Here is a 24,095-nt window from a genome sequence, read left to right as displayed (position 1 = left end):
GCGGCCCCGATGGCTCCCCCTGCGGCTTCTGTCCCCCTCCCCGGCCCGGCCGGCGGCCTCGACCCGGCCGATGGCCCCGGCCCGGCCGGGGGCTCCGAACCGGCCGATGGCTCCGATCCGGCCGGCCTCCCCGAAGCGCCGGCGCTCCCCGCACAGGCCGACGTCGTGATCATCGGCGGCGGCGTCATCGGGGCGAGCGTCGCGTTCCACCTCGCCGAGGCGGGTGTCCGGCGGGTGCTGGTGCTGGAGCGCGACCGGCCCGCCTCCGGCTCGTCCGGCAAGCCCATCGGCGGCGTCCGCGCGCAGTTCTCCGACCCGCTCAACATCCGGCTCGGCCTGCGCAGCCTCGACGCCTGGCGCTCCTTCGCCCGCCGCCCCGGAGCCCGCATCGGACTGGAGTCCGTCGGCTACCTCTTCCTCCTCGGGGACGACCGCGAACTCGCCGCCTTCACCGAGGGCGTGGCGACCCAGAACGCCCTCGGCCTGCCCAGCCGCATCATCACCCCGCGCGCCGCCGCGGAGCTGTGCCCCTATCTCGACCCGAGCGCCATCGTCGCCGCCGCCTACTCGCCCACCGACGGCCACGCCCTGCCCACCGCCGCCGTCACCGGCTACCTCGGCGCGGCCCTGCGGCTCGGCGCGGCCCTGCGCACCCGCTGCCCGGTCACCGCGATCGACACCGCGGACGGCGCCCTCCAGGCCGTGCGCACCCCGTACGGGACGGTGCGTACGCCCACCGTGATCTGCTGCGCGGGCGCCTGGTCCGGTGCGGTCGGCGCCCTGGCCGGCGTCGACCTGCCCGTCACCCCACTGCGCCGGCAGATCGCGTTCACCGGGCCGCTGGACCCGGCCCCGCCCCGCATTCCGTTCACCATCGACTTCGCCTCGACCCTCTACTTCCACAACGACCACGCGGACGGACTCCTGCTGGGCCTGTCCGACCCGAGCCAACAGCCCGGATTCGGGCGGCGGTTCAGCCACGAATGGCTGGCCCCGTTCCGCACCGCGGCAGCCCGTCGGGCGCCCGAACTCGCGCGGCTGCCCGTCACCGGCGGCTGGGCGGGTCTGTACGAGATGACCCCCGACCGCAACGCACTGATCGGCGAGGCCGACCGCCCCCACCGCTTCCTGTACGCCACCGGCTTCTCCGGTCACGGATTCCTCCAGGCCCCCGCCGTCGGCGAGATCGTCCGCGACCTCTGCCTCGGCCGCGAACCGTTCCTGGACATCGCCCCGCTCGCCGCCACCCGCTTCGACGGGCACGCCATCCGCCCCGAGGCCCACATCATCTGACGTCCTACGACCCGGAGCTCCCTATGGTCCCGACCTGGCGGCTGCGCGCCGCGTTCGCCCGTCGGCTGTCCGACATGTACGGCACCGAAGTGCCTGCCTACACCACGCTGTTGGAGGTCACCGGAGAGATCAACGACGAGGTCGCGGGGCGGGACCCGGATGCGGAACGGCTCGGCAGCATCTCCCGGGTCACCGCCGAACGCCACGGCGCCATCCGCGTCGGCACCGAGGAGGAACTGCGCGGGGCCGCCCAGATCTTCGCCGCCCTCGGGATGCACCCGGTGGGCTTCTACGACCTCCGGGACGGCGGACCCGGCGCCGTCCCGGTGGTCTCCACCGCGTTCCGACCCACCGCCACCGAAGAGCTGGACCGCAACCCGTTCCGGGTCTTCACCTCGCTCCTCACCCCGTCCGACCGCCGCTTCTTCGACGCCGGTCTGGAATCCCGCCTCGCCGCCTTCCTCGCCCGCCGCACCCTCTTTCCGCCCGAGCTCCTGCAACTGGCCGAACGGGCGGAGAAGTCGGCGGGCCTCCCGGAACCCGCGGCCGAGCGGTTCCTCACCCTCGCCGTGGCCGCCTTCGAGCTGTCCTCCGAGCCCGTCGACCGTGCCTGGTACGCGGAACTGGAGCGGGTCTCCGCGGTGGCCGCCGACATCGGCGGGGTGGCCGCCACCCACATCAACCACCTCACCCCGCGCGTCCTGGACATCGACGCGCTCCACCGCCGCATGGGCGAGCGCGGCATCACCATGATCGACCGCATCCAGGGGCCCCCGCGCTGGGACGGCCCGGACGTCCTCCTGCGTCAGACGTCCTTCCGCGCCCTGGCCGAACCGCGGCGCTTCCGCGAGCCCGACGGCCGCATCACCGGCGGCTCGCTGCGGGTGCGGTTCGGCGAGGTCGAGGCCCGCGGCATCGCCCTGACCCGCGCCGGGCGGGCCCGCTACGACGAGCTGCTGGCCGAGACGGACCGGTGGGCGGCCCGACACCCGGACGCCGACCGGCAGGAGACGGCCCGCGCGCTCTGGCATCGCACCTTCCCCCACAGCGAGCACCGACTCGCCGCGGACGGGCTGGCGTTCTTCACCTACCACCCGGTGACCGGGCGGCCCCGCGACGGACAGCGCCCGCCCGCCGACCTCGCGGGCCTGCTGGCCGGCGGCTGGCTCACCGCCCGGCCCGTCGTCTACGAGGACTTCCTGCCCCGCTCCGCCGCCGGCATCTTCCGGTCCAACCTCACCGGTGAAGGCGCCCGGGACGATGCGCCGGCCGGTACCCCCTTCGACGCCGACCGTCTCTCGGACGCCGTCGGCCGCCCCGTTCGCGACCCGTTCGCCCTCTACGCCGCCCAGCAGGACCGCTCGCTGCGCGAGGCCCTGCGTGCCCTGGGGGCCGACACGGCGCTCCGCGCCCCGGACGCCGGCGAGGACGCTTCCCCACCCGGCGTCTGACACCCGCAACCCGCAACCCGCAACCCGCACCGCAGCGCACCCCGTATCCGCCCTCCCCCTCCCCGAGGAGCCCGCCATGACCGCCGCCCCGCCCGCCGGACCCCGCTTCCCCTCCGCCGACGCCCTGCGCGCCCGCGCGGCAACGGCGCTGCGGCACTGCGGCGTGGACCTCGACGCCCACGACAGGCCGGCGGCGACCGCCGCCGTCGTCCCCGCCCGGACCCCCCTCACCGGCGCCACCCTCGCCCGGCTCGCCGCCACCACCGACGATCAGGCCACGGACGCCATCGGCGACGCGCACCGCACCTTCCTCCAGTGGCGCACCGTCCCGGCGCCCCGGCGCGGCGCCCTGGTCAAACGGCTCGGTGAACTCCTCACCACCCACAAGGGGGACCTTGCCGACCTGGTCACCCTCGAAGCGGGGAAGATCCGCTCCGAGGCGCTCGGCGAAGTCCAGGAAATGATCGACATCTGCGATTTCGCGGTGGGCCTGTCCCGCCAGCTCTACGGCCGCACGATCGCCGGCGAACGGCCCGGCCACCGCCTCAGCGAGACCTGGCACCCGCTCGGCGTCGTGGGCGTCGTCTCCGCCTTCAACTTCCCCGTCGCCGTCTGGGCCTGGAACACCGCCGTCGCGCTGGTCTGCGGCGACACCGTCGTCTGGAAGCCGTCCGAACTCACCCCGCTCACCGCACTGGCCTGTGACGGCCTGCTCGCCCGGGCCGCCGCCGACGTCGACGCGCCGCCCGGCGTGCATCGGCTGCTGCTCGGGGCGCGCGCCTGCGGGGAACGGCTGGTCGACGACCCACGGGTGGCGCTGGTCAGCGCGACCGGCTCGGTACGGATGGGCCGGCAGGTCGCCCCGCGGGTCGCCGCCCGCTTCGGCCGCTGCCTCCTGGAACTCGGCGGCAACAACGCCGCCGTCGTCACCCCCTCGGCGGATCTCGGTCCGACCGTCCGCGGCGTCGTCTTCTCCGCCGCCGGCACCGCGGGCCAGCGCTGTACGACGCTGCGCCGGCTGATCGTCCACGAGGACATCGTGGACCGCCTCACGGAACGGATCGTGCACGCCTACGGCCAACTGCCGCTCGGCGACCCCTTCGACGCCGCGACGCTCGTCGGGCCGCTCATCACCCCGTCCGCCCACACGGCGATGAGCGAGGCCCTGGCCACCGCGCAGCGCGACGGCGGCACACTGCTGACCGGTGGGGACCGCTGCTTCACGGCCGAGGCCCCGGACGCCGCCTATGTCCGCCCGGCCATCGTCCGGATGCCGGAACAGACCGGGATCGTGCGTACCGAGACGTTCGCCCCGATCCTGTACGTCCTCACCTACCGGTCCTTCGACGAGGCCGTCGCGCTGCACAACGGCGTCCCCCAGGGACTGTCGTCCAGCATCTTCACCCAGGACCAGCGGGAGGCCGAGCGGTTCCTGGCCGCCGACGGCTCCGACTGCGGTATCGCCAACGTCAACATCGGCACGTCGGGCGCGGAGATCGGCGGAGCGTTCGGCGGCGAGAAGGAGACCGGCGGCGGCCGCGAATCCGGTTCCGACGCCTGGCGCGCCTATATGCGCCGGGCCACCAACACGGTGAACCACTCCGCGGAGCCAGCGCTCGCGCAGGGTGTCGACTTCCTCCGAGATGTGGTCAGTTGAGGCGACCGAGGTCCCGCACGAGGGTGGGGGAGGGCCGTGGGATCTCGCCGAAGTCCTCGTCGTCGCCCTCCACCACGAGGCGGTTGATCACGTTCTCCAGTGCGGTCGGCAGGGTCGGGGCGAGCCCGCTGTGCCACTGGACGAGAAGGTTGTGCCGGGCCGCGTCCGGCAGCAGCCGCCTCTCGTCGAGGGCGGGCGCGGCCGGACGCTCCTCGTCCGGCGCGTGCGCCGCCTGCCCGCGCCAGTAGTCGGCGTCGCGGTACTCGCCACTGCGCCGGTGGGAGAGGTACAGGCAGTACGCGGCGGTCCGGCTGCCCGCGCCCGCGCCGAAGTGCCACCAGAAGTGCGCGGCGTCGAAGCGCCCGGTGATGTGCAGCAGACAGGCGAAGACCAGCGCGCCCTCCGGGTCGATGTGGTGGTCGTCGACCAGCCGCTCCAGGCTGGCCGCGGCCGCCGCCGCATTGACCACCAGCGCGCAGGCCAGCTCCAGTTCGTGGGTGGCCTCGTCGCGGGCGCTGGGATAGGCGCTGGGCGCGCCCCGGTCGGCCGGGGCCGGGCGGGCCGCGCCACCGGGCCCGGCCGCCATGGCCGCGGTGCGGCACTCCGCCTGCGCGAACGCGTCGAAGCAGCCCAGCCCGTCGAGCGTGCCCGCGTCGTCGAGGTCGCAGAAGCCGGCGAGTCCGTCGATGCCGGCCACCGCCGCCGCGGCGCTCAACAGCGTTTCGACGGTGTCCCGGCGGCCTGCGCAACCGGCCGGGCCGGCGTGGTCCGCCTGCGTCATGGTCAATTCCCCCCTGCTGATACGTCGTTGTGCTGCCGTGCCGTGGCGCCCTGGTCGATTCCGAGCGCCGCGGCGAGCCTGCGCTTGCCGCGGCTCGCGTAGGAGCGGACGGTCACCTCGTCGATTCCGAGCAGCGCGGCGATCTGTGCGTCGTTGTAGCCGATCACATGCCGCAGCACGATCACATCGCACTGCCGCTCGGGCAGCCGCGCGATCGCCGCGTACAGGCCCAACTGGCTCTCCAACAGGGCGAACCGCTGCTGGCACTCGCGCAACAGGGCGTGGGTGACCACGGCGAAGGCGGCCGTCTCGGTCAGCGCGGTGGGCTGGTGGTGGTCGTACAGCCACTCCACCACGCACTCCTTGAGCACCGACCATGCGAACGCCTCCACCGAGGCCTGCCGCAGCGCGTGCGACCACAGCCGACTCAGCCGCTGGAAGGCGGAGCGGGTCACGTCGTGCGCCGCGGCCTCGCTGCCGGTGTGCAGATAGGCGTACGTCAGCCACTTCCGGGCATGCGTCGCATGGAACGCCTCCAGGGCTATGGAGAGTTGGCGTGCCGCCGAGCCCTCCGGGACCGCCGAGCCCTCCGGGACCGCCGGGTCCGCCGGCCCGGCCGGGAGGCGGTGGGGGAGCGCGGCCAACTCCGCGCGATGCCCGTGCGCCTCCACGCACGCCGGCAGAAGTCGGTCCCGGTTTGCGCCCACGAGCCGTCCTCGTTCCGTTCGCCGTGCACCGCCGGAGCCGCACCGAGGATGCCGGCGGAAGCGGAAGGACTGTCTGCCCTCCCCTCTAATGAACAGGAAAGTGCGCCCGTTTGTGGCACCGGGGCGCAAGAAATCTTCCGGAGCGTATTCATATGACTACGCGTGCCAAAGGCATGTGCGGACATCACATCGGTGCGCCGGGCGTGCGCCGGGGCACAGGGCGCCTCCGGCATGATCCGGCGCGTACGGGGCAGGGCTCCCCCAGCCGGACGGGCGACGGCATCCGGGCCCGTGGGCGTCGGCGGCCGTACCGGGGAGGTAGCGCACGATGAGCGACCGCAAGGAGTCCGTGGTGGACCTACAGCTCGACCGGGCCCATTCCTCGCGCATCTACGACTACTTCCTGGGCGGCAAGACCAACTTCCTGGCCGACCGGATGGCGGCCGGCGGCGTACTGGGGGTCTTCCCCGCAGCGCTGGTCGCCGCGCGCATCAACCGCGAGTTCATGCACCGCGCCACCCGCTTCCTCGCCGCGTCGGGCCTGCGCCAGTTCCTCGACATCGGCACCGGCATCCCCACGCCGCCGAACCTGCACGACGTCGCCCAGGGCATCGCCCCCGACGCCCGCGTGGTCTACACCGACAACGACCCCATCGTCCTCGCGCACGCCGCGGCCCTCCTCCTCAGCGCCCCCGAGGGGCGCACCGCGTACGTACCGGCCGATGTGAACGACCCCGAGGGCCTCCTCACGGCGCCCCAGCTCGTGGAGACCCTCGATCTGAGCCGGCCCGTCGCCCTCAGCCTCAACGCACTGATGCACTTCGTCCCGGACGACGGCCGGCACCGCGCCCACACGGTCGTCGAAACCCTCAAGGCCGCCCTGCCCAGCGGCAGCACCCTCGCGATGACCCATGCGACGCCCGACTTCAACCCCGAGGCGATGCACAAGATCATCGACATCTACCGGGGCGCGGGCACCGCCCTCCAGTTCCGCTCGCGGGAGGAGTTCCTGCGGTTCTTCGACGGCTGGGAGCTGCTGGAGCCGGGCGTGACCCTCTCCCACCAGTGGCGCCCCGACGACCCCGAGGACGCCACGCACGTCACCGACGCCGAGGCGGCGTGCTACGCGGCCATCGCCCGCAAGCCGTAGGGCCGCCGCTACTCCTTCCGGTAGCCGTACGCCTCCCCGGCAGCCGCCGCCACGGCGTCGAGATCCGCGCCCGCCGAGGCCGTGACCACGGCGGCCACCGCACCCTCCAGGAACGGCGCGTCCACCAGCCGTGCCCCCTCGGGGAGTTCGTCCCCCTCGACGACCATGGCCTTGACGGTGAGCACCGCGCTGCCCAGGTCCACGAGGATCGCCACGCCCGCGCCCCGGTCCACCTCCCGCGCCGCCGCGGCGATCCGCTCCGTGCTCGTGCCCAGCCCGCCGTCCGGTGTGCCGCCCGCGGCGGCGACCGGCGCCGTGGCCCCGCCCCCCGCCAGCCCGGCCGCCATCGCCGCCACCGACTCGGCGACCGGTCCGCTGTGCGAGACCAGCACGATTCCCACCCGGCCGGCGCCCGACGTCACTTCGCCACCTCCGCCAGAGCCGCGAACAGCAGGGCCGACGACGTCGCCCCCGGGTCCTGATGCCCGATGCTGCGTTCGCCCAGATAGCTCGCCCGGCCCTTCTTGGCCAGCATCGGTACGGTCGACAGCGCACCCGCCGACGCCGCCTCGGCCGCCGCGGCGAACCCCGCGCCCAGGGCCTCGACGGCCGGGACCAGCGCATCCAGCATCGTCTTGTCCCCGGGCGCCGCACCGCCCAACTGCGCCACCGCGGTCACCCCGGCCTGCAGCGCCGCCTGCAACTCCGCCGGTGTCACCTGCGGTGCGTCCCCCAGCGCCTTCCCGCTGCGCCGCAGCAGCGAGCCGTACAACGGCCCGGACGCCCCGCCGACGGTCGAGATCAGCTGCCGCCCCGCGGCCGCCAGTACCTCCCCGGGTGCGGCCGGAGCGGCGGTCTCCAGCATCTTCGCCACGGCGGCGAATCCCCGCTGCATGTTGCTCCCGTGGTCGGCGTCCCCGATGGCGGAGTCGAGTTCGGTCAGCCGACCGGCCTCCCGCTCCACCGAGGCGGCCGACGCGGTCATCCACCGGACGAAGAACGCGGCATCCATAGCGGTGTCGGACACGTACTACTCCTCTGTTAGTGCACTGGCTGATGCGTGGCGCCCGGCAGCTGCGCGAGGCCCTGCATCGTGGGGGTCTGCCTCATGGGGGTCTGCATCGTGGCGGGCCCGGGCCCGGGTCCCGGTGCGGACGCGGTCGGGCTCATCGCCCCCAGCGCAGCCCCGGGGTCTCCACCGGGGCGTCCCACAGCCGCAGCAGTTCACCGTCGACCTGGCACAGCGACACCGAGCAGCCCGCCATGTCCAGCGACGTCACGTAGTTGCCGACGAGCATGCGGGCGACCGGCACGTTGCGCTCTTCCAGCACCCGCCGCACCTCCGCGTTGAAGCCGTACAGCTCCAGCAGCGGCGTCGCGCCCATGCCGTTGACCAGCACCAGCACCGGCAGCCTGGGCTGCAGATCCTCCAGGATCGCGTCCACCGCGAAATCCGCGATCTCGTGCGACGTCATCATCGCGCGCCGCTCCCGCCCCGGCTCGCCGTGGATGCCGATCCCCAACTCCAGCTCCCCGGAAGGAAGGTCGAAGGTCGGGCTGCCCTTGGCCGGCGTCGTGCAGGCGCTGAGCGCCACCCCGAAACTCCGCGAGGACTCCACGACCCGCCGGGCCAGCGCCTCGACGCGCTCCAGCGGCATGCCCTCCTCCGCCGCCGCCCCGGCGATCTTCTCGACGAAGAGTGTGGCGCCCGTACCGCGCCGTCCGGCCGTGAAGGTCGAGTCGGTCACCGCCACATCGTCGTTGACGAGCACGCTGGCGACCTGCACCCCCTCGTCCTCCGCCAGCTCCGCCGCCATCTGGAAATTGAGCACGTCGCCGGTGTAGTTCTTCACGAGGAAGAGGACGCCGCGCCCGCTGTCGACGGCCGCCGCCGCCCGCACCATCTGATCGGGCACCGGCGAGGTGAACACCTCGCCGGGACACGCGGCATCCAGCATCCCGGGGCCCACGAACCCGCCGTGCAGCGGCTCGTGCCCACTGCCGCCCCCGGACACCAGCGCCACCTTCTCCGCCACCGGAGCGTCCCGCCGCACGATCACCCGGTTCTCCGCGTCCACCACCAGTTCGGGGTGGGCCGCCGCCATTCCCCGCAGCGCGTCCGTCACGACGGTCTCGGCGACGTTGATGAGCATCTTCATGGGTACCTCCAGGCGAGATGAGCAGTCGAACCCCCGACCGGCGAATTCCGGGTCGGGGCAGAGGACGGGGGAGGGGGACATGAGGGTCTTCGGCGGCGGAGGCGGTGGCCGGCGGGGCCGGTGCGGCCGCGGTCGGGTCGTTGCTGATGAGGTATCAGGTGGTGGGCGGGGTGTCCGGGGCGGAAGCGGCGTCCTTCGAGGGCAGTATCTGCGCTCCGGCGCCCAAGGTCACGTGACGCGGAGCGACGGTGTCCCAACGGCGCGAGCCGCGGGCCCGGCGGAGACGCGGCGCCACTGCCGGTCACCGGACGATCCGCGGGACGGCGCGCCGGGGACGCTGCGGGCAGCGCGCACGCCGTCCTGCCCGCCCCGGACGGCGGTGCGCAGGCCGCGCCACCGGAGCCGGGGCGGCCCGCCCCCGAGCGGCCGGTGCCCCGCACGCCCCCGCCGCACCGGCGCCCGCACCGGCGGGGTGCACCACCGCCGTACGCGTGCCACGCGGCGGCCCACGGGTGAGCCGCCAGGGAGCCGAGCGGGTCTGCGGGATCCATCCTTCGATCCTGGCAGACGGCACCGACGGACGACGGGCGGGTGTCGCCGGGGCGCGCCCCTGCCGGGGCCGCGCGATGACGGTCGTGCGCGGGCCGGCGGGCCGACGGTCGGCGGACGGACTGTCAGTGGTGGCGTCTAGTGTCCTGGTCATGACTTTGGTGAGGTGTGTCGACGAGACGGCTGCCGGAGGTCGCGACAGCGGCTGCGCGCTGGAGGTGGCCGAGGAGCGGCTCGCACTGCGCGAGCTGATCCGCCGGCGGGTCGTTCAGGAGGCGGCCGGGGAGCGGACGGGCGGGAAGGCGGGCTTCACCGGGAAGGCGGGCTTCACCGGCACGGGGCGGGCGCCGGGCAGCCCGGAGGAGGGGGAGGGGCCCATGGACCCGGAGGAGCGGACCGCACAGGCGCTGCGCGCCTTCGAGCGCAACGGCTTCGTCGTGCTGGTGGGGGAGCGGCAGGTGACGGATCTGGACGAGCGGATCGACCTCCCGCCGGGCACCGAGGTGACCTTCCTCAAGCTCGTTCCCCTGGTGGGTGGCTGACCGTGGACGTCGAACCCGATCCCGAGGCAACCGAGGCCGCAAGCAGCATGCGCCGGACCGTCGGAGAAGACCCCGCGGCCGTCGTGGAGGGCTTCGTGCGGGTCATCGCCCGGCACCATCGCCACCAACCGGACCTGACCGAAGAGCTCGACGCGTACGACACGCTGCCGGCGGCCGACCAGCGGCGGCTCCTCGCCGCGGTGGCGGCGCGTTACCGCAGCGGGGCGGACCCGGCGACGGTGCGTGAGCGTCTGCTGGTCCTGGCCGCGGAGCTCGGCCGGGAGCCGGGCGAGCAACCCCTGGCCAAGGAGGCGGCGGCACGGCTCGCCGAGGTCGGCCGCAGCAACCACTTCTGGCGCGGCGACGGCTACGGCACCCTCGCACGGGCCGAACTCGCCGCCGGAGGGGCCCTCGACCCGTCGGTCGTCGCGACGTTCCGCAGAACGGTGATCACGATGGGCCACCATGCCGGGGAGGAAATAGCCTCGATGGCGCGGCAGATGACCGAGCCGGTGCTCAACGTCGGTGAGGAATGGGCCGAGCGGGCCATGGCCGACGTCGGGCTGCGGGGCGTGCTGGAGCACGCCCGCACGGCGACGGCCTCGAAGCCCTCCGCCGCTTGGGACGAAGGCGCCCGCACCGTCATCGAGGCGGCGGGCGGCGCCGATGCCGTCCGCGACGCGGTGCTGAGCTGGCTGGCGCTGGTGGGACGGCCGCGTACGCTCCCGCTCGTGCCCTCGCCGTACGGTCCGGACGCCAACAACGCCTTCGACCCCTACAACGCCACCGCACTGCGCGGCCTGGCCTGGCTGCTCTCGCTGCTGCCGGCCCGTCAAGGGACGCCCCGCGCCCTCGCCGCCCTCGTCGAGACCGCCCTGAAGAAGGCACCCGGCCTCGGGCCGCGCAACCCCAAGGTCGCCAACGCGGGTGTCATCGCGCTCTCCCGCATCGACGGCGAGGAGGCCCTGGCCGAGCTCGCCCGGCTCGCCCTGCGGGTCTCCTACAAGGCCACCGGCAAGCTCGTCGACCAGGCCCTGGAGACCCGGGCCGGCGCCCTCGGAATGACCCGCGAGGAGGTCGAGGAGCTCGCCGTCCCGACGTACGGGCTGAGCGAGGTCGGCCGGGCCGAGTACCGCTTCGGGGAAGCCACCGCGCTGTTGGAGGTCCACGCCGGCAGAGCCGTGCTGTCCTGGCGCAACGCGGCCGGCAAACCGGTCAGGAGCGTGCCCGCGGCCGCCCGCCGCGACCACGCGGCGGAGCTCAAGGAACTCAAGGCCGCGGTCAAGGACCTCACCAGGATGCTGGGCGCCCAGGCGGAGCGGCTGGACCGCCAGTTCCTCGCCGGCCGCGGATGGCCGTACGCCCGGTGGCGCGCGCACTACCTCGACCACCCCCTGGTCGGCACGCTCGCCCGCCGCCTGATCTGGACCGTCGACGGGTGCTCGGTGGCCTTCGACGGGACGGCCCTGAGCACCCTCGGGGGCGATGCCTGCGCCCCGGCCGCGGACGCCGAGGTCCGGCTCTGGCACCCCGTCGGGCGGGACGCCGCCGAGATCTCCGGCTGGCGGTCCCGCCTCGAAGACCTCGGCGTCACCCAGCCGTTCAAGCAGGCCCACCGGGAGGTGTACCCCCTCACCGCCGCCGAGCGGACGACCGGTACGTACTCGAACCGCTTCGCCGCGCACATCCTGCGCCAGCACCAGTTCCACTCGCTCGCCGCGGTCCGCGGCTGGCGCAACGCACTGCGCCTGGGCGTGGACGACGTGTGCCCGCCCGCGGTCCGTGAACTGCCCAGGTGGGGACTGCGCGCCGAGTACTGGATCGAGGGCGACGGCGGCGACGACTGGGACGCGGACATGACGGAGACCGGCGTCTACCTGCGGCTGCGCACCGATCAGGTCCGCTTCTACCCGATCGACGCACCGTCCAACACGGCGCACTGCAGCGGCGGCGGGTACGACATGTGGCTGCGTGACGGCCAGGACCCCGTCGAACCGCTGCCGCTGACGGAGATTCCGGAGCTCGTGCTGAGCGAGGTGCTGCGGGACGTGGATCTCTTCGTCGGCGTCGCCAGCGTCGGCAACGACCCGACCTGGGCGGACGGCGGGCCGGGCGGCCGGTTCCGGGAGTACTGGACCTCCTACGGCTTCGGTGAGCTCAACCAGAGCGCCACCACCCGGCGCGACGTGCTGGCGCGGCTCGTGCCACGGCTGGCCGTCGCCGACCGCTGCACGCTCCAGGGCCGCTTCCTCCACGTCCGGGGCGATCTGCGCGGTTACCGGATCCACCTGGGGTCGGGCAACATCCTGATGGAGCCCGACGACCAGTACCTCTGCATCGTCCCCACGGGCGCCGGCCCGGATCCCGGCTACCTCCCCTTCGAAGGGGACCGGATGCTCGCCGTGATCCTCTCCAAGGCCCTGCTGCTGGCGAACGACACCGCGATCACGGATCCGGCCATCACCAGCCAGCTCCGCCGGTAGGGGGTGCCGTGCGGATCAGGTCGGGCGCGGCGGGCAGCTCCCGTCGCGTCCCGCCCGCCGGCCGCCGCTGCGCGCTCCGTCCGCCTCGTGCGGCGCAGGCGGGCCTCGTGCTTCCGGGTGAAGCGGACGGAAAGTGGGCGCGCTGAAGGCGGGAAGCCGGCGCAGCCCCGCACCTATGGAGCTGTGACCGACCCTTTTGTTGTGGCGATGGTGCTGCTCGCCCGCTCGGAGCCACCGTCCGGCCAGGGGCATGACGGGACAGCCACGGAACCGGTGGGCCCGCGGCGGCAATCCGCGGAACCCGGCGCCGAGGCGTTGACTTTCAACACGTTCACGCATCTCACCCCGGGCGGGCGTTCCCTCTCGACGCCATTCATGGTTCCGTTAGGGATGGACCTGGGTCATGCCACCCATGACGACCGGGCGCTTTTCCGGCCATTGGCCGAATGACGCGCACGGGATTCGCCCAGGCCCGCTCCGCCCGTGATTCACCATGCACAACAGCAGCATCAGGCGCGGTACATGGCATCTCGAAAGCTCCTCTGGCAGCCGCCCACCTCTTCCCGGCCCTTCGCCCGTGACCGGCCCGTGGAGGAAGCGCGGAAAAGTCGGAATCCCGCGGCCCCCGCGGCCGGGCCCCCGGCCCGGGGCAGACCGCGACGCGGCGGAATGCCACGGGCCGCCCACGGCGATCCACCGCCGCTCGCACCTTCCCGTCAGGAGCCGTGAGTGTCGCCGCCCCGTCGCCGCAACGAAAAATTACGGGCCCTGCTGGCGGAGGCCCGATGGACGCAAGCCGCGCTGGCGCGGTCGGTCAATGTACTGGCCGCGGAAATCGACCTGGACCTGAATTACGACCGAACGGCCGTCGCCCATTGGCTGAGCGGAACACAGCCGTTGCCGCCGGTTCCCGAACTCATAGCCGAGGCCCTGACCCGTAGGCTCGGCCGTTCCATTTCCCCGGTGGCCGCCGGTCTCGCCCACGAAACGTCCGTGCCGGCCGACGGACGGCTTTCCGAAAACGGCTCCCCGGGTGAAATGGCCCTTACGCATCTGTGCGGCATGGAGAGCGACCCCGCCCGCCGGGTGTCCGCACGGCTCCAGCCCTATCGGGAAGCGGACCTCGCGCAGGTGAGCGCCGATCCCCGAGCCTGGGCGGCGCACGCCGTACCACCGGCGCGAACTGCGGAAGGGCACCATGAGGGTGCCGGCGAACTGACCGTCGTCCGGCTCGCCGTGCGGTTCTACGCGGCCTCCTTCAACGCCTACGGCGGCCGGCGGGCCCGCTCCTCCCTGGCCACGTATCTCGCCGACGACATCGCTCCCCGGCTGCGGGAATCGGGGGACCAGGACCTCCACCGCGGCTTTCTGGTCGAGGCGTCACGGCTGTCCTTTCTGCTCGCACGGATGCATCAGGACGCCTCCGTCCACGGCCTGGCCCAGCGCCACTTCACCACCGCCCTGCAACTCGCCGCCGAGTCCGGGGACGCCACGGCCTGGGCCGTCGTCCTGCGCGGGTTGAGCGCCCAGGGCCTGGAGCTGGGGCACCGGCAGATCGCCCTGCACGCCGCCGAGGCCGCCGCAAAGTCCGCCCGCGCGCCGGACGGCGCCACCCTGGCGTTCCTCCTGTCCCAGCTCGCCGTCGCCCAGGCGGCCTGCGGTCTGCGTCGGGAAGCGGTCGCCTCCCTCGGCCGCGCCGAGCATGCCGTCGAGGCGGGGGAGCGCGAGGCGGCCAGGACCGGCCCCTTCGACGCCTATTCGCGCGCCGCATTCGAATTCCAGAGCGCCGAGGTGCTCAGGCATCTGGGAAATGTGCCGGCCGCCCGCACCGCTCTGCACCGCTCGCTGACGCGACGGCCGGACGACGACCATCGCGGGCTGGCACTCAGTCATGCGCAGTACGCGGAAATGCTCGTGGGCCTCGGCCATGTGGAAGAGGCCTGCAGCGCCTGGAACTCATTTCTCGACCACTATGTCCATCTGCGGTCGGGCGCGGCCGATCTCGCGGTGAACCGGCTGCGCCAGCTCCTCTCCCCCTTTCGCCAACTTCCTTTGGCGTACGCCATTCTGCACCGTACCTCCGCACTGACCTCCGCAGTTCCCCGGCACTGAACCGCTGCGACCGACGGACTTTCACACCGTTCAACAATTCCGCACACCGCTGACGGTCCCACCGGCTCGGCAGACGTTGTTCAATCGACAACGGAAGCCACCGGCAGGAAAGGAGCGGTGGAAATGCATACTGCTTCCGTGAATACCGCCGTGCCGTCTCCCGGAGACCGCACACCGGCAACCCGACCGGTCGTTCATCTCTTTCCGGGCCAGGGCGATTTTGCCGTCAGTCCGCTCGTACGGGCGGCCCGCGCGCACCCCTGTGTACGTTCCGCCGTCGCCGAGGTATTCGACCAGGCGGCGCGGGCGGGCACCGAGTTCGGTATCGCACCGATGGGGGAGGCCCTGCTGAGCGATACGCCGCCCAGCGGCCGCGACCTCGCCGCCGGGCCGGTGGGCACACCCCAACTGGCCCTCTTCTGCTCCTCGGTGGCGATCCATCGCGCGCTGTGCGAGGCCGGGCAGACACCCGAGGCGGTGCTCGGGGTGAGCTTCGGGGAGATCGCGGCGCTCACCGCGGCGGGGGTCTTCGACGTCGCCGACGGCGCGCGCATCGCCTGCCTGCTGGCACGCCAACTGACCCGCTGTGCAGGCGGGATGACGCTGCTCGGCGCGGGCGAGAACCGGGCCCGGGCGCTGCTGCGCGAGGCCCACGCACCGGATCTCGCCCTCGCCTGCGTGAACGACACCGGCGAGACCGTCCTCAGCGGCCCCTGCCCGGACCTGCGGGCCGTCGAGCAACTGGCCGGGCGCCAGGGCCTGCCCACCTCCCGGTTGCGGCTGCCGTTCTCGGCCCACCACCCGTCGTTGACCGGGCCGGCCCGGGCGTTCGAGGCGGCGATCCGGCCCCTCGCCGCCCGCCCCGCCCGAATCCCCGTCGTCTCCGTCGTCCACGGCGGCCCCTACGGGCCCGACGACGATGTCCACCGCGGTCTGGCGAACTGCCTGATCCACCCCGCACGCCTGCCGGAGGTCCTGCACCGGCTGACCGCCCGGCGCCCCGCACTGCTCCTCGAGGCGGGGACCGGCCGGGCGTTGACCCGCAACGCGCGCCACACCCTGCCGCCGGCCGCGGCCGACGCCCACGCCCCCCTGGCCGAACCCGGATACCCCTGGCCGCCCGCGACCGCCACCTGGAGCCGTCTCGATGACCACACACCCCTCGCCCCCCGCTGAACTGAACGAACTCCTCAACGGAACGCGCCCCGACGCCCTGCACAGCCGGCTGGCCGCCGCCCTGACGGCCGAAGCCGCACCCACGGCCACCTGTTCGCCAGAGGGCGCCCACCGCATCCACCGTCGGCTGCGCAGGCTCGCCGAAGTCCTGCCACCGCCCGTCGAGTTGTTCCGGGACCCGCGAAGGCTCACCCTGCTCAGCGAATGCGTCGCGGTCGCCGACCCGCCGCTGTACATGGCCGTCCTGTCCCACTACGCGCTCTGCCTGGGATCGGTCATCTCCCTGACGGACGACCCGGCCCGGCTCGGCCGGCAGTGGGAGGCGCTGGCGAGCGCCCGCTCCAAGGGCGTGTTCCTGGTGACGGAGATCGGCGACGCCAGCAGCCACCTGGGCATCCGTACCACCGCGGAATTCGACCCGGAAACCCGCGCATTCCGGCTCCGCACCCCCGACGCGGGCGCGGCGAAGTTCTCCGGCGTCGGATCCTCCCGGATGCCGCAGACGGCCGTGGTCTGCGCCCGCCTGCTGGTCGGCGGGGCGGACCGCGGGGTGTTCTCCTTCGTGGTGGACCTCACCGATGACCGCGGCCCGCTGCCGGGCGTGGAGATCTCCGCCGCCATCGGGGTGCCCGACCTGCCGCTGGACTACGCGCTGGTGCGCTTCCACGGCGTACGGCTCCACCACGACCAGTGGCTCGACGACGGTGCCCGGATCGACGGCGCTGGGGCGTTCCACGATCCGCTCGGCTCCCCGGACGCCCGCCTGTCGCGGACCCTGTGCGTCGGGCAGGCCCTCTGGGCGACGTTGCCCGCGGCGATGGCCGCCATGGCACGCGAGTCCTCGCTCCGGGCCCTGCGCTTCGCCGCACACCGACGGGCCCACGGCCGGCTCGCCCCCGGGGCGAAGGTGCTGGCCTACCGCAACCAGCAGCACGCGCTGCTCGGTTGCCTGGCCGAGTCGTTCGCCCTCACCTGCGCCGGACGCACCGCCCGGGAGATCTGGACCCGCTCCCGCGCCGCAGCCGGCGGCCGCCCCCCGGCGGCGGGCCGCACGGACGGGATGACCTTCGCCCCCTGGACCGCGGTCGACCGTCCCCTCGCGGTGCTGAAGGCCCTCACGGTCCGCGGCACCGCCCGGGTGGCGCGCGAGTGCCAGCACCGGTGCGGCGTCGCGGGCTTCCTGCACCCCAACCTGCTGGCGGGATACCACGGCTGCGCCCACGCCTTCGACAGCGCCGGCGGCGACAGCCAGCTGATCCTGCTGGACACCGGCCGGGCCCTCGTCCAGGAGCCCGAGCCCGCCGCCGGCCGGGCCGCGCTGCCACCCGACGTCCCCGTGGACCACTCCGCGTGGTGGCCCGCGGTGGCCAGGGCCCAGGAGACCTGGCTGACCCACGAGCTGCGCCGCACCCTGGAGGAGCGCACCCAGGCCGGGCACACCGGCCTGGACCTGTGGAACCCGCTGCTGGACGCGGCGCGCGAACTCGGCGAGGCGTACGGCAGCCGGCTCCTCGCGGAGAGCCTGGCCGGCGCCGTCGACGCGGTCGGCGACCCCGAACTCCTCGCCGCCCTGCGCCCCCTGGCGGCGCTGTACGGCGCGGCCGAGGCCCGCCGGCTCGCCGGCCGCCTCCTGGCCACGGGTGTACTCGACCCCGCCACCGTACGCGCACTGCCCGCGGTGACGGATCGCCTGTGCGACCGCCTGCTGCCGCACCTCCCGCTGCTGGACGAGGCCATGAGCGCGCCCCGCGGCGCGCCCCCCGTCCCGCTGGGTGCCGACGACTACGCCGCGGCACTGACCGACTTCCTCACCCGGCAACCGGAAAGGCCGTCATGACCCCCGATTCCCCCACCGCATCCATCGGAGTACTGGGCATGGGCACCTACCTCCCGCCCGGCACCCGCTCCAACCAGGACATCGCCGAGGCGGCGGGCGTCACGCCGCAGTGGATCACCGAGCGCACCGGTGTGCACACCCGCCACGTGGCCGATCCGGCGGAAGCCGCCTCCGACCTGGCGGCGGCGGCCGTACGGGCCGCGTTGGCCGCCGCGGGCATCGACAGCGACCAGCTCGACGTCCTGATCGTGGCCACCTCCACCCCCGACGAACTGGGCCCCTCCACCGCCTGCCGGGTCCAGGCGCTGACCGGCGCCCACCATGCCGTGGCCCTGGACGTCAGCGCGGCCTGCGCCGGCTGGCTGTTCGCCGCCAAGGTCGCCCACGACTGGCTCCGCGAGGGCCACGGCGCGCGGTACGCGGTCGTCGTCGGCGTCGAGGCGTACTCCAAGTTCATCGACCCCGCGGACCGGGGCACCGCGGTCCTCTTCGCCGACGGCGCGGCCGCCGCGGTGCTCGGGCCCGTGCCGGACGGCCGCGGATTCGCCGACTTCCGGCTCGGCTCCGACGGCACCGGCGCCCACCACGTCCTCATCCCCGCCGGCGGCAGCCGCGCCCCCGCGAGCCCCGCCACGCTGGGCGCCCACCGGCACCACATCCACATGGACGGCCGTGCGGTGCGCGACTTCATCACCCGGATCTTTCCCCAGCTCGTCAGCGAGAGCCTGACCCGCAACCGGCTCCGGACCGAGGACATCGACGCCTTCATCACCCACCAGCCCAACCCCGTCCTGCTGCGCGACCTCGGCGGACGCATCGGCATTCCGCCGGAGCGGCTCGTCATCGTCGGGGACGAGGTGGGCAACATCGGCGCCGCCAGCGCCCCGTACGCCCTGGCCACCGCCGCCGCACGCGGGCTGCTGCCCCGCGACGGCCGCGTGCTGCTCGCCGTCTTCGGCGCGGGCGTGACCTGGGGCAGCGCCCTGCTGACCTGGACCGGGGCATCCACCATCCGGATCGCGCCCGCCCGGCCCGCGCACACCGCCCGGCCGCCCGCCCACACCCCCGCCACGCAACGGAGTTCCTCATGACCGCACTCGCCTCGTTCCGGCTGGACGGCGCGCGGGCCCTGGTGACCGGCGCCTCCCGCGGCATCGGCAAGGCCGTCGCCGTGGCACTCGCCCAGGCCGGCGCCGATCTGGCGCTGTCCGCGCGCAGCCCGGCCGCCCTGGAGGAGACCGCCGAGCTGGTGGCGGCGGAAGGGCGCACCGCGCACCTGGTACCGGGCGACTTCACCGAGCCCGGGGCCCCGGAGAGCGTGGTGGACGGCGCGGCGTCGGCGCTCGGCGGCCTCGACGTCGTCGTGCACAACGCGGGAGTACTTCCCTCCCTGCCCGACGGCAGCCCCGTCATGACCCCGCTCCAGGACTCCGCCCAGGAGGACTGGAACCAGGTACTGGCGGTCAACCTCAACGCCACCGCCGCCCTGTGCCGGCAGGCGCACCGGCACCTCACCGCCTCGTCCCGGGCCGCCGTGGTCCTGATGTCGTCCCTCGCCGGAGTGTCCGGAACGCCCAGGATGGAGGCGTACGCGGCGTCCAAGGCCGCGCAGATCTCCCTCGCCCGCAGTCTCGCGGTCGGCTGGGCGCGCGAGGGCGTCCGGGTCAACGCCCTGTGCCCGGGGTGGACCCGGACGGACATGACCGCGTTCGCCTACTCCACCGGACCGCTGTCCGACTGGCTGATGGCCCACGTCCCCCTGGGCCGCTGGGCCGAACCGCACGAGGTCGCCTGCGCCGCGCTCTATCTGGCGTCCCCCGCCGCGTCCTTCCTCACCGGCCATGCGCTGGTCCTCGACGGCGGCGCCTCCGTTCCCGACGGCGGGCTCGCCGGCATCCCCAAGCCGCCCTCCCCGTTCGCCGCCTGACCCCCGAGAGCCGAGGACTGCCCACCATGAACAGGGAGAACCCCACCGCCGTGATCCGCGGCATCGGCACCTGCCTGCCGCCGCGCGTCCTGTCCAACGAGGACGTCAAGAGCCGCGGCGTACTGGACACCACCGACGAGTGGATCCGCGCCCGCACCGGCATCGCCCGGCGCCGGCAGGCCGAGGACGGCATCAGCACCGGCGACCTCGCGGTGGCCGCGGGCCACGCCGCACAGACCTCCGCGCGTGCCCGGGCGGACCTGGTGCTGGTCGCTACCACCACCCCCGACCGCCGCTGCCCGGCCACCGCCCCCGAGGTCGCCCACCGGCTGGACCTGGGCACGGTGCCCGCCTTCGACCTCGCGGCGGTGTGCTCCGGTTTCGTCTACGGCGTCACCGTCGCCACCGCGCTGGTCCGGGCCGGGGTCTGCGCCCGCCCGCTGGTGATCGGCGCCGAGAAGTACTCCAGCATCATCGATCCGCTGGACCGGGACACCGCGGTGATCTTCGGCGACGGTGCCGGTGCCGTCCTGCTGGGCCCCGGGGACCGCGACGAACCGGGGGCGGTCGGCGCCGTCGACTGGGGAGCCGACGGCGCCGGCAGCGACCTCATCGCCGTCACCGCCGGCGGCTCCCGCCGGCCCGACACCTCCCGCCATCTGTGCCGCGAGGACCGCTACTTCCGGATGAGCGGCCGCGAGGTGTACGGGCACGCCGTGCGCCGGATGACCGACTCCTCACTGGCCGTGCTCGAACAGGCGGGGTGGCCGCCGGAGAGCGTCGGCGCCTTCATCGGCCACCAGGCCAACCAGCGCATCCTCGACTCGGTCGCCGACCGGGTGGGCATCGCACCGCACCATCGCCACGGCAACATCCGCGACGTCGGCAACACCGCCGCCGCCTCCATCCCCCTGGCCCTGGCCGACACGGCGCGCCGCGCCGTCGTGCGCCCCGGCACCCGCACCCTGCTCACCGCCTTCGGCGGCGGGCTGACCTGGGGGTCGGTGGCGCTGAACTGGCCCACCGCCGTGCCCTGCACCCACGAACCCCAACCCCGCAGCACCGCACCCACACATCGGAGGAAGCAACCGTGGAAACTGTCTACGACCACCTGGTGACCGTACTGACCGAGAAGTTCGAGGTGGACGCCGAGGAGATCGGCCCCGATGTCTCCCCGGCCGCACTCGAACTCGACTCGCTGGCCGTCGTCGAGCTCTACGTCACCCTCCAGGAGTACTGGCAGGTGCCGCTCGAAGAGGACGAATCCGCCGCCGAACTGACGCTGCGGCAGATCGCCCGGAGCGTGGCGGCCCAGCTGCCCGGCGACCGGGCCCCGTCCGAGCACGGGACCCCTCGGTGACCGGCCCCGGCCGGCCGGGGGACATCGCCGTCACCGGCCTCGGGCTCGTCACACCGGCCGGCACCGGCACCGCCGGTACCTGGGCGGGGGTGTGCGAGGGCAGCGGCACCGCCGCCGCGGACCCCGCGCTGGCCGGACTTCCGGTCGCCCTCTCCTGCCGGGTCCCCGGTTTCGATCCGCGCACGCACGTCCCCGGCCCCCGGCCCTGGCGGCACGACCGGTTCACCCAGTTCGCACTGGCGGCCGCCCACGAGGCCGTCGCCGATGCCGGACTGGACCCGACCTCCTGGGACGGCACCCGGGTCGCCGTCGTCCTGGGGTCAGCGGCCGGGGGAGTGGACACCTACGAGGACCAGTTCCGCAAGCTCCTCGACAGCGGCCCCCGGTCGGTCTCCCCGCTCACCCTCCCCGCCTTCCTGCCGAACATGGCCGCCGGAGCGCTGGCGATCGCGCTGCGCGCCAACGGCGCCGTGCTGCACACCGCCACCGCCTGCGCCTCGGGAGCCACCGCCGTCGCCCTCGCGGCGCTGCTGCTGGACGCCGGCGCCTGCGACATCGCCGTCGCGGGCGGGGCCGACGCCATGATCACGCCGCTGTGCGCCACGGCCTTCGCGAAAATGGGCGCGCTCTCCCGCCGCCGACACTCCCCGGCCGCCGCCTCCCGGCCCTTCGACGCCGCCCGCGACGGCTTCGTCCTCGCCGAGGGGGCGGGCGTACTCGTGCTGGAGCGGGACACGGATGCGGCCGCCCGGCGCGCTCCGGTCCACGCCGTCCTCGCCGGCTACGGGGTCTCTGCCGACGCCCACCATCCGGTGGCCCCCGACCCCGCCGGGCGCGGCCTGCGCCGCGCCATGGAGCAGGCCCTGCGCACCGCCGGTGCGGACCCCGGGGACGTCGGCCACATCAACGCCCACGGGACGAGCACACCGCTCAACGACCGCACCGAAGCCGCCGTCCTGCACCGGATGTTCGGCGCCGGAGCCCCGTCGGTGACCGCCGTCAAGGGCGTCACCGGCCACACCATGGGAGCGGCCGGGGCCATCGAGGCCGCGCTCACCGTCCTGACGGTCGAGCACCGGCTGGTCCCGCCCACCGCCAACTTCCAGCGGCCCGAACCGGATGCCGAACCGATGAACCTGGTCACCGGCACGGCCCACGCCCAGGAGATCCCCCTCGCGCTCAGCAATTCCGCGGGCTTCGGCGGCCACAACACCGTGCTCGCCTTCCGGCCCGCCGCGGCCCCGCGCCCCACGGAAGGATGAAGCATGCCGCCCCCTGCCCCCCTCGCACCGGCCGTCGGCGACCGGCTCCGGCAGCGGCTCGACGGCCTCTGTGCCGACATCCGGCGCCGCAATCCGGCGGAGCCGGAATTCCACCAGGCCGTGCGGGAAGTCCTCGGCTCCCTCGCCCCGGTCCTCGCCCGGCACCCGGAGTTCGCCGAACCCGGGCTGCTCGAACGCGTCGCCGAGCCCGAACGGCAGGTGATCTTCCGGGTCCCGTGGCAGGACGACACGGGCGCCGTCCGCGTCAACCGGGGCTTCCGGGTGGAATTCAACAGCGCCCTCGGCCCGTACAAGGGCGGGTTGCGCTTCCACCCCTCGGTGAACCTGGGCATCGTGAAATTCCTGGCCTTCGAGCAGGTCTTCAAGAACGCGCTCACCGGGCTCGGCCTCGGCGGCGGAAAAGGCGGGAGCGACTTCGACCCGCGAGGCCGCTCCGACGCCGAAGTGATGCGCTTTTGCCAGTCCTTCATGACGGAACTCCACCGCCATGTGGGCGAGCACACCGACATCCCGGCCGGCGACATCGGCGTGGGCGGCCGCGAGATCGGCTATCTCTTCGGCCAGTACCGGCGCATCACCAATCGCTGGGCGCCCGGCGTACTGACCGGAAAGGGCCGCGAATGGGGCGGATCGGCGCTGCGCACCCAGTCCACCGGATACGGAAACGTCCTGTTCGTCGAGCATTTGCTCGCGACGCGCGGCGAAGAACTCGAAGGCCGGCGGGTCGTCGTGTCCGGCTCGGGAAATGTCGCGATCCACTCCCTCGCCAAAGCGCAGGAACTGGGGGCCCATGCGATCACCGCCTCCGACTCCGGCGGCTACGTGGTGGACGAAAAGGGCATCGACATCGAACTCCTGCGCCGGATCAAGGAGGTCGAACGCGGCCGTATCAGCACCTACGCACCACGCCGCGGCCCGTCCGCCCGCTATGTTCCGCACGGTTGCGGCGGCCGGATCTGGGACGTCCCGGCCGATGTCGTCCTCCCGTCGGCCACCCAGAACGAACTGGACGCCACCGCCGCATCAATTCTGGTGCGCAACGGCACAAAAGCGGTGTCCGAGGGAGCGAACATGCCCGCCACACCCGAAGCCGTCCGGATTCTCCGGAGTGCCGGCGTCGCCTTCGGCCCGGGAAAGGCCGCCAACGCCGGAGGCGTGGCCACCAGCGCATTCGAGATGCAGCAGAACGCCCAGCGCGACAGCTGGAGTTCCGCGCGGGTGGCCGAGAAACTCGCCGCCGTCATGCGCCACATCCACGACACCTGCCAGGAGAGTGCCGAGCGCTACGGCGCCCCCGGAAACCTCGTGGTCGGCGCCAACACCGCGGGCTTTGAACGTCTCGCCGCGGGGATGCTCGCGCAGGGAATCGTGTAAATGCGGAAGAACCGCCGCCCGGTGCCCGCCGCCGCCCCTGCCCGACGAGTCAAGAGGCGCGGGAGGGGAACCTCCCCTCGCCCGAGCGCGCCGGCGCCGGCGCAACCCGGATGCTTTTCGCACCACCTCACAACGCCGCCCCAATACCTCATACGGCCGATATCAACCGTGGAGTGGCCCACGGCCGACAGGGACTTACCGCACTTGTAAAGTACGCGTCAGCAGTAACGGGGAAGTGGCCAGGACCCGCCGTG

At 73.8% G+C, this 24,095-nt stretch carries 21 protein-coding genes; 16 read left to right on the top strand and 5 right to left on the bottom strand.

All coding sequences use genetic code 11. The features are described 5' to 3' along the window. Positions 1-9 precede the first annotated feature (9 nt). The 3 genes from ACGFML_RS06420 (at position 10) to ACGFML_RS06410 (ending at position 4,401) form a co-directional block, all read left to right on the top strand. A complete protein-coding gene (locus ACGFML_RS06420; protein ID WP_393540663.1) occupies positions 10-1,293 on the top strand; it encodes an NAD(P)/FAD-dependent oxidoreductase in 1,284 nt (427 codons plus the stop codon). A gap of 23 nt (positions 1,294-1,316) precedes the next feature. After that, positions 1,317-2,744 (top strand): 2-oxoadipate dioxygenase/decarboxylase family protein, encoded by a 1,428-nt coding sequence (locus ACGFML_RS06415; RefSeq protein WP_393540661.1) that lies wholly within the window; start codon positions 1,317-1,319, stop codon positions 2,742-2,744. A 76-nt stretch (positions 2,745-2,820) separates the two neighbouring features. Then, entirely contained in the window at positions 2,821-4,401 is a 1,581-nt protein-coding gene (locus ACGFML_RS06410; RefSeq protein ID WP_393540660.1) for an aldehyde dehydrogenase family protein, read from the top strand. On the opposite strand, the gene ACGFML_RS06405 is transcribed toward ACGFML_RS06410, so the two are convergent. Together ACGFML_RS06405 and ACGFML_RS06400 are read right to left on the bottom strand one after the other, a co-directional pair. Next, entirely contained in the window at positions 4,394-5,182 is a 789-nt protein-coding gene (locus ACGFML_RS06405) for a hypothetical protein (protein ID WP_393540658.1), read from the bottom strand. The two genes, ACGFML_RS06410 and ACGFML_RS06405, sit on opposite strands and share 8 nt — an antisense overlap. Before the next feature lie 2 nt (positions 5,183-5,184). Further along, complete coding sequence (locus ACGFML_RS06400; RefSeq protein ID WP_393540657.1) at positions 5,185-5,889, bottom strand: RNA polymerase sigma factor; 705 nt, start codon at positions 5,887-5,889, stop codon at positions 5,185-5,187. 328 nt (positions 5,890-6,217) lie between these two features. Here ACGFML_RS06400 and ACGFML_RS06395 point away from each other — a divergent pair, with 328 nt between their 5' ends. After that, positions 6,218-7,039 (top strand): SAM-dependent methyltransferase, encoded by an 822-nt coding sequence (locus ACGFML_RS06395; RefSeq protein WP_393540655.1) that lies wholly within the window; start codon positions 6,218-6,220, stop codon positions 7,037-7,039. Positions 7,040-7,047: 8 nt separating this feature from the next. On the opposite strand, the gene ACGFML_RS06390 is transcribed toward ACGFML_RS06395, so the two are convergent. From ACGFML_RS06390 to dhaK, 3 genes are all read right to left on the bottom strand, one after another. Further along, entirely contained in the window at positions 7,048-7,461 is a 414-nt protein-coding gene (locus ACGFML_RS06390) for a PTS-dependent dihydroxyacetone kinase phosphotransferase subunit DhaM (RefSeq protein ID WP_393540653.1), read from the bottom strand. Further along, a complete protein-coding gene (dhaL, locus tag ACGFML_RS06385) occupies positions 7,458-8,066 on the bottom strand; it encodes a dihydroxyacetone kinase subunit DhaL (RefSeq protein WP_393540652.1) in 609 nt (202 codons plus the stop codon). Before dhaL ends, ACGFML_RS06390 begins: the two co-directional genes overlap by 4 nt. A gap of 139 nt (positions 8,067-8,205) precedes the next feature. Continuing rightward, complete coding sequence (gene dhaK / locus ACGFML_RS06380) at positions 8,206-9,198, bottom strand: dihydroxyacetone kinase subunit DhaK (protein ID WP_393540650.1); 993 nt, start codon at positions 9,196-9,198, stop codon at positions 8,206-8,208. A gap of 701 nt (positions 9,199-9,899) precedes the next feature. Here dhaK and ACGFML_RS06375 point away from each other — a divergent pair. The 12 genes from ACGFML_RS06375 (at position 9,900) to gdhA (ending at position 23,841) form a co-directional block, all read left to right on the top strand. Further along, on the top strand, positions 9,900-10,289 hold the full coding sequence (locus ACGFML_RS06375) for a hypothetical protein (protein WP_393540649.1): 390 nt from the start codon (positions 9,900-9,902) through the stop codon (positions 10,287-10,289). Positions 10,290-10,291: 2 nt separating this feature from the next. After that, entirely contained in the window at positions 10,292-12,772 is a 2,481-nt protein-coding gene (locus ACGFML_RS06370) for a DUF4132 domain-containing protein (protein ID WP_393540647.1), read from the top strand. Positions 12,773-12,955: 183 nt separating this feature from the next. Continuing rightward, positions 12,956-13,222 carry a hypothetical protein gene (locus ACGFML_RS06365; RefSeq protein WP_393540645.1) on the top strand — a complete coding sequence of 89 codons (267 nt, stop codon included), beginning with the start codon at positions 12,956-12,958 and terminating at the stop codon, positions 13,220-13,222. Between the two features lie 279 nt (positions 13,223-13,501). Continuing rightward, complete coding sequence (locus tag ACGFML_RS06360; RefSeq protein ID WP_393540643.1) at positions 13,502-14,884, top strand: tol-pal system YbgF family protein; 1,383 nt, start codon at positions 13,502-13,504, stop codon at positions 14,882-14,884. Between the two features lie 138 nt (positions 14,885-15,022). Next, complete coding sequence (locus ACGFML_RS06355) at positions 15,023-16,060, top strand: ACP S-malonyltransferase (RefSeq protein ID WP_393540641.1); 1,038 nt, start codon at positions 15,023-15,025, stop codon at positions 16,058-16,060. Beyond that, positions 16,032-17,897, top strand: a complete 1,866-nt coding sequence (locus ACGFML_RS06350; protein ID WP_393540639.1) for an acyl-CoA dehydrogenase — start codon at positions 16,032-16,034, stop codon at positions 17,895-17,897. The genes ACGFML_RS06355 and ACGFML_RS06350 overlap by 29 nt, the downstream gene beginning before the upstream one ends. After that, complete coding sequence (locus ACGFML_RS06345) at positions 17,894-18,988, top strand: 3-oxoacyl-ACP synthase III family protein (protein ID WP_393540637.1); 1,095 nt, start codon at positions 17,894-17,896, stop codon at positions 18,986-18,988. Before ACGFML_RS06350 ends, ACGFML_RS06345 begins: the two co-directional genes overlap by 4 nt. After that, positions 18,985-19,824 carry an SDR family NAD(P)-dependent oxidoreductase gene (locus ACGFML_RS06340; RefSeq protein WP_393540635.1) on the top strand — a complete coding sequence of 280 codons (840 nt, stop codon included), beginning with the start codon at positions 18,985-18,987 and terminating at the stop codon, positions 19,822-19,824. Before ACGFML_RS06345 ends, ACGFML_RS06340 begins: the two co-directional genes overlap by 4 nt. 26 nt (positions 19,825-19,850) lie before the next feature. After that, positions 19,851-20,942: a beta-ketoacyl-ACP synthase III gene (locus tag ACGFML_RS06335; RefSeq protein WP_393540633.1), complete on the top strand. Its 1,092-nt coding sequence runs from the start codon at positions 19,851-19,853 to the stop codon at positions 20,940-20,942. Next, positions 20,915-21,184, top strand: a complete 270-nt coding sequence (locus ACGFML_RS06330) for an acyl carrier protein (protein ID WP_393540631.1) — start codon at positions 20,915-20,917, stop codon at positions 21,182-21,184. Before ACGFML_RS06335 ends, ACGFML_RS06330 begins: the two co-directional genes overlap by 28 nt. Next, a complete protein-coding gene (locus ACGFML_RS06325; protein ID WP_393540629.1) occupies positions 21,181-22,446 on the top strand; it encodes a beta-ketoacyl-[acyl-carrier-protein] synthase family protein in 1,266 nt (421 codons plus the stop codon). Before ACGFML_RS06330 ends, ACGFML_RS06325 begins: the two co-directional genes overlap by 4 nt. 3 nt (positions 22,447-22,449) lie before the next feature. Beyond that, positions 22,450-23,841 (top strand): NADP-specific glutamate dehydrogenase, encoded by a 1,392-nt coding sequence (gene gdhA, locus ACGFML_RS06320; protein WP_393540628.1) that lies wholly within the window; start codon positions 22,450-22,452, stop codon positions 23,839-23,841. Positions 23,842-24,095: the final 254 nt, after the last annotated feature.

This window comes from Streptomyces sp. NPDC048650 (genome assembly GCF_043199095.1).
Lineage (GTDB): Bacteria > Actinomycetota > Actinomycetes > Streptomycetales > Streptomycetaceae > Streptomyces.
This window is presented reverse-complemented; position numbering and strand designations above follow the sequence as displayed.

What these genes read in the sequence shown, in the direction of transcription:
- ACGFML_RS06420 (WP_393540663.1), top strand. Translation starts at nt 10, where the DNA reads ATGGCTCCCCCTGCGGCTTCTGTCCCCCTCCCCGGCCCGGCCGGCGGC.
- ACGFML_RS06415 (WP_393540661.1), top strand. Translation starts at nt 1,317, where the DNA reads ATGGTCCCGACCTGGCGGCTGCGCGCCGCGTTCGCCCGTCGGCTGTCC.
- ACGFML_RS06410 (WP_393540660.1), top strand. Translation starts at nt 2,821, where the DNA reads ATGACCGCCGCCCCGCCCGCCGGACCCCGCTTCCCCTCCGCCGACGCC.
- ACGFML_RS06405 (WP_393540658.1), bottom strand. Translation starts at nt 5,182, where the DNA reads ATGACGCAGGCGGACCACGCCGGCCCGGCCGGTTGCGCAGGCCGCCGG.
- ACGFML_RS06395 (WP_393540655.1), top strand. Translation starts at nt 6,218, where the DNA reads ATGAGCGACCGCAAGGAGTCCGTGGTGGACCTACAGCTCGACCGGGCC.
- dhaK (WP_393540650.1), bottom strand. Translation starts at nt 9,198, where the DNA reads ATGAAGATGCTCATCAACGTCGCCGAGACCGTCGTGACGGACGCGCTG.
- ACGFML_RS06375 (WP_393540649.1), top strand. Translation starts at nt 9,900, where the DNA reads ATGACTTTGGTGAGGTGTGTCGACGAGACGGCTGCCGGAGGTCGCGAC.
- ACGFML_RS06350 (WP_393540639.1), top strand. Translation starts at nt 16,032, where the DNA reads ATGACCACACACCCCTCGCCCCCCGCTGAACTGAACGAACTCCTCAAC.
- ACGFML_RS06345 (WP_393540637.1), top strand. Translation starts at nt 17,894, where the DNA reads ATGACCCCCGATTCCCCCACCGCATCCATCGGAGTACTGGGCATGGGC.
- ACGFML_RS06340 (WP_393540635.1), top strand. Translation starts at nt 18,985, where the DNA reads ATGACCGCACTCGCCTCGTTCCGGCTGGACGGCGCGCGGGCCCTGGTG.
- ACGFML_RS06335 (WP_393540633.1), top strand. Translation starts at nt 19,851, where the DNA reads ATGAACAGGGAGAACCCCACCGCCGTGATCCGCGGCATCGGCACCTGC.
- gdhA (WP_393540628.1), top strand. Translation starts at nt 22,450, where the DNA reads ATGCCGCCCCCTGCCCCCCTCGCACCGGCCGTCGGCGACCGGCTCCGG.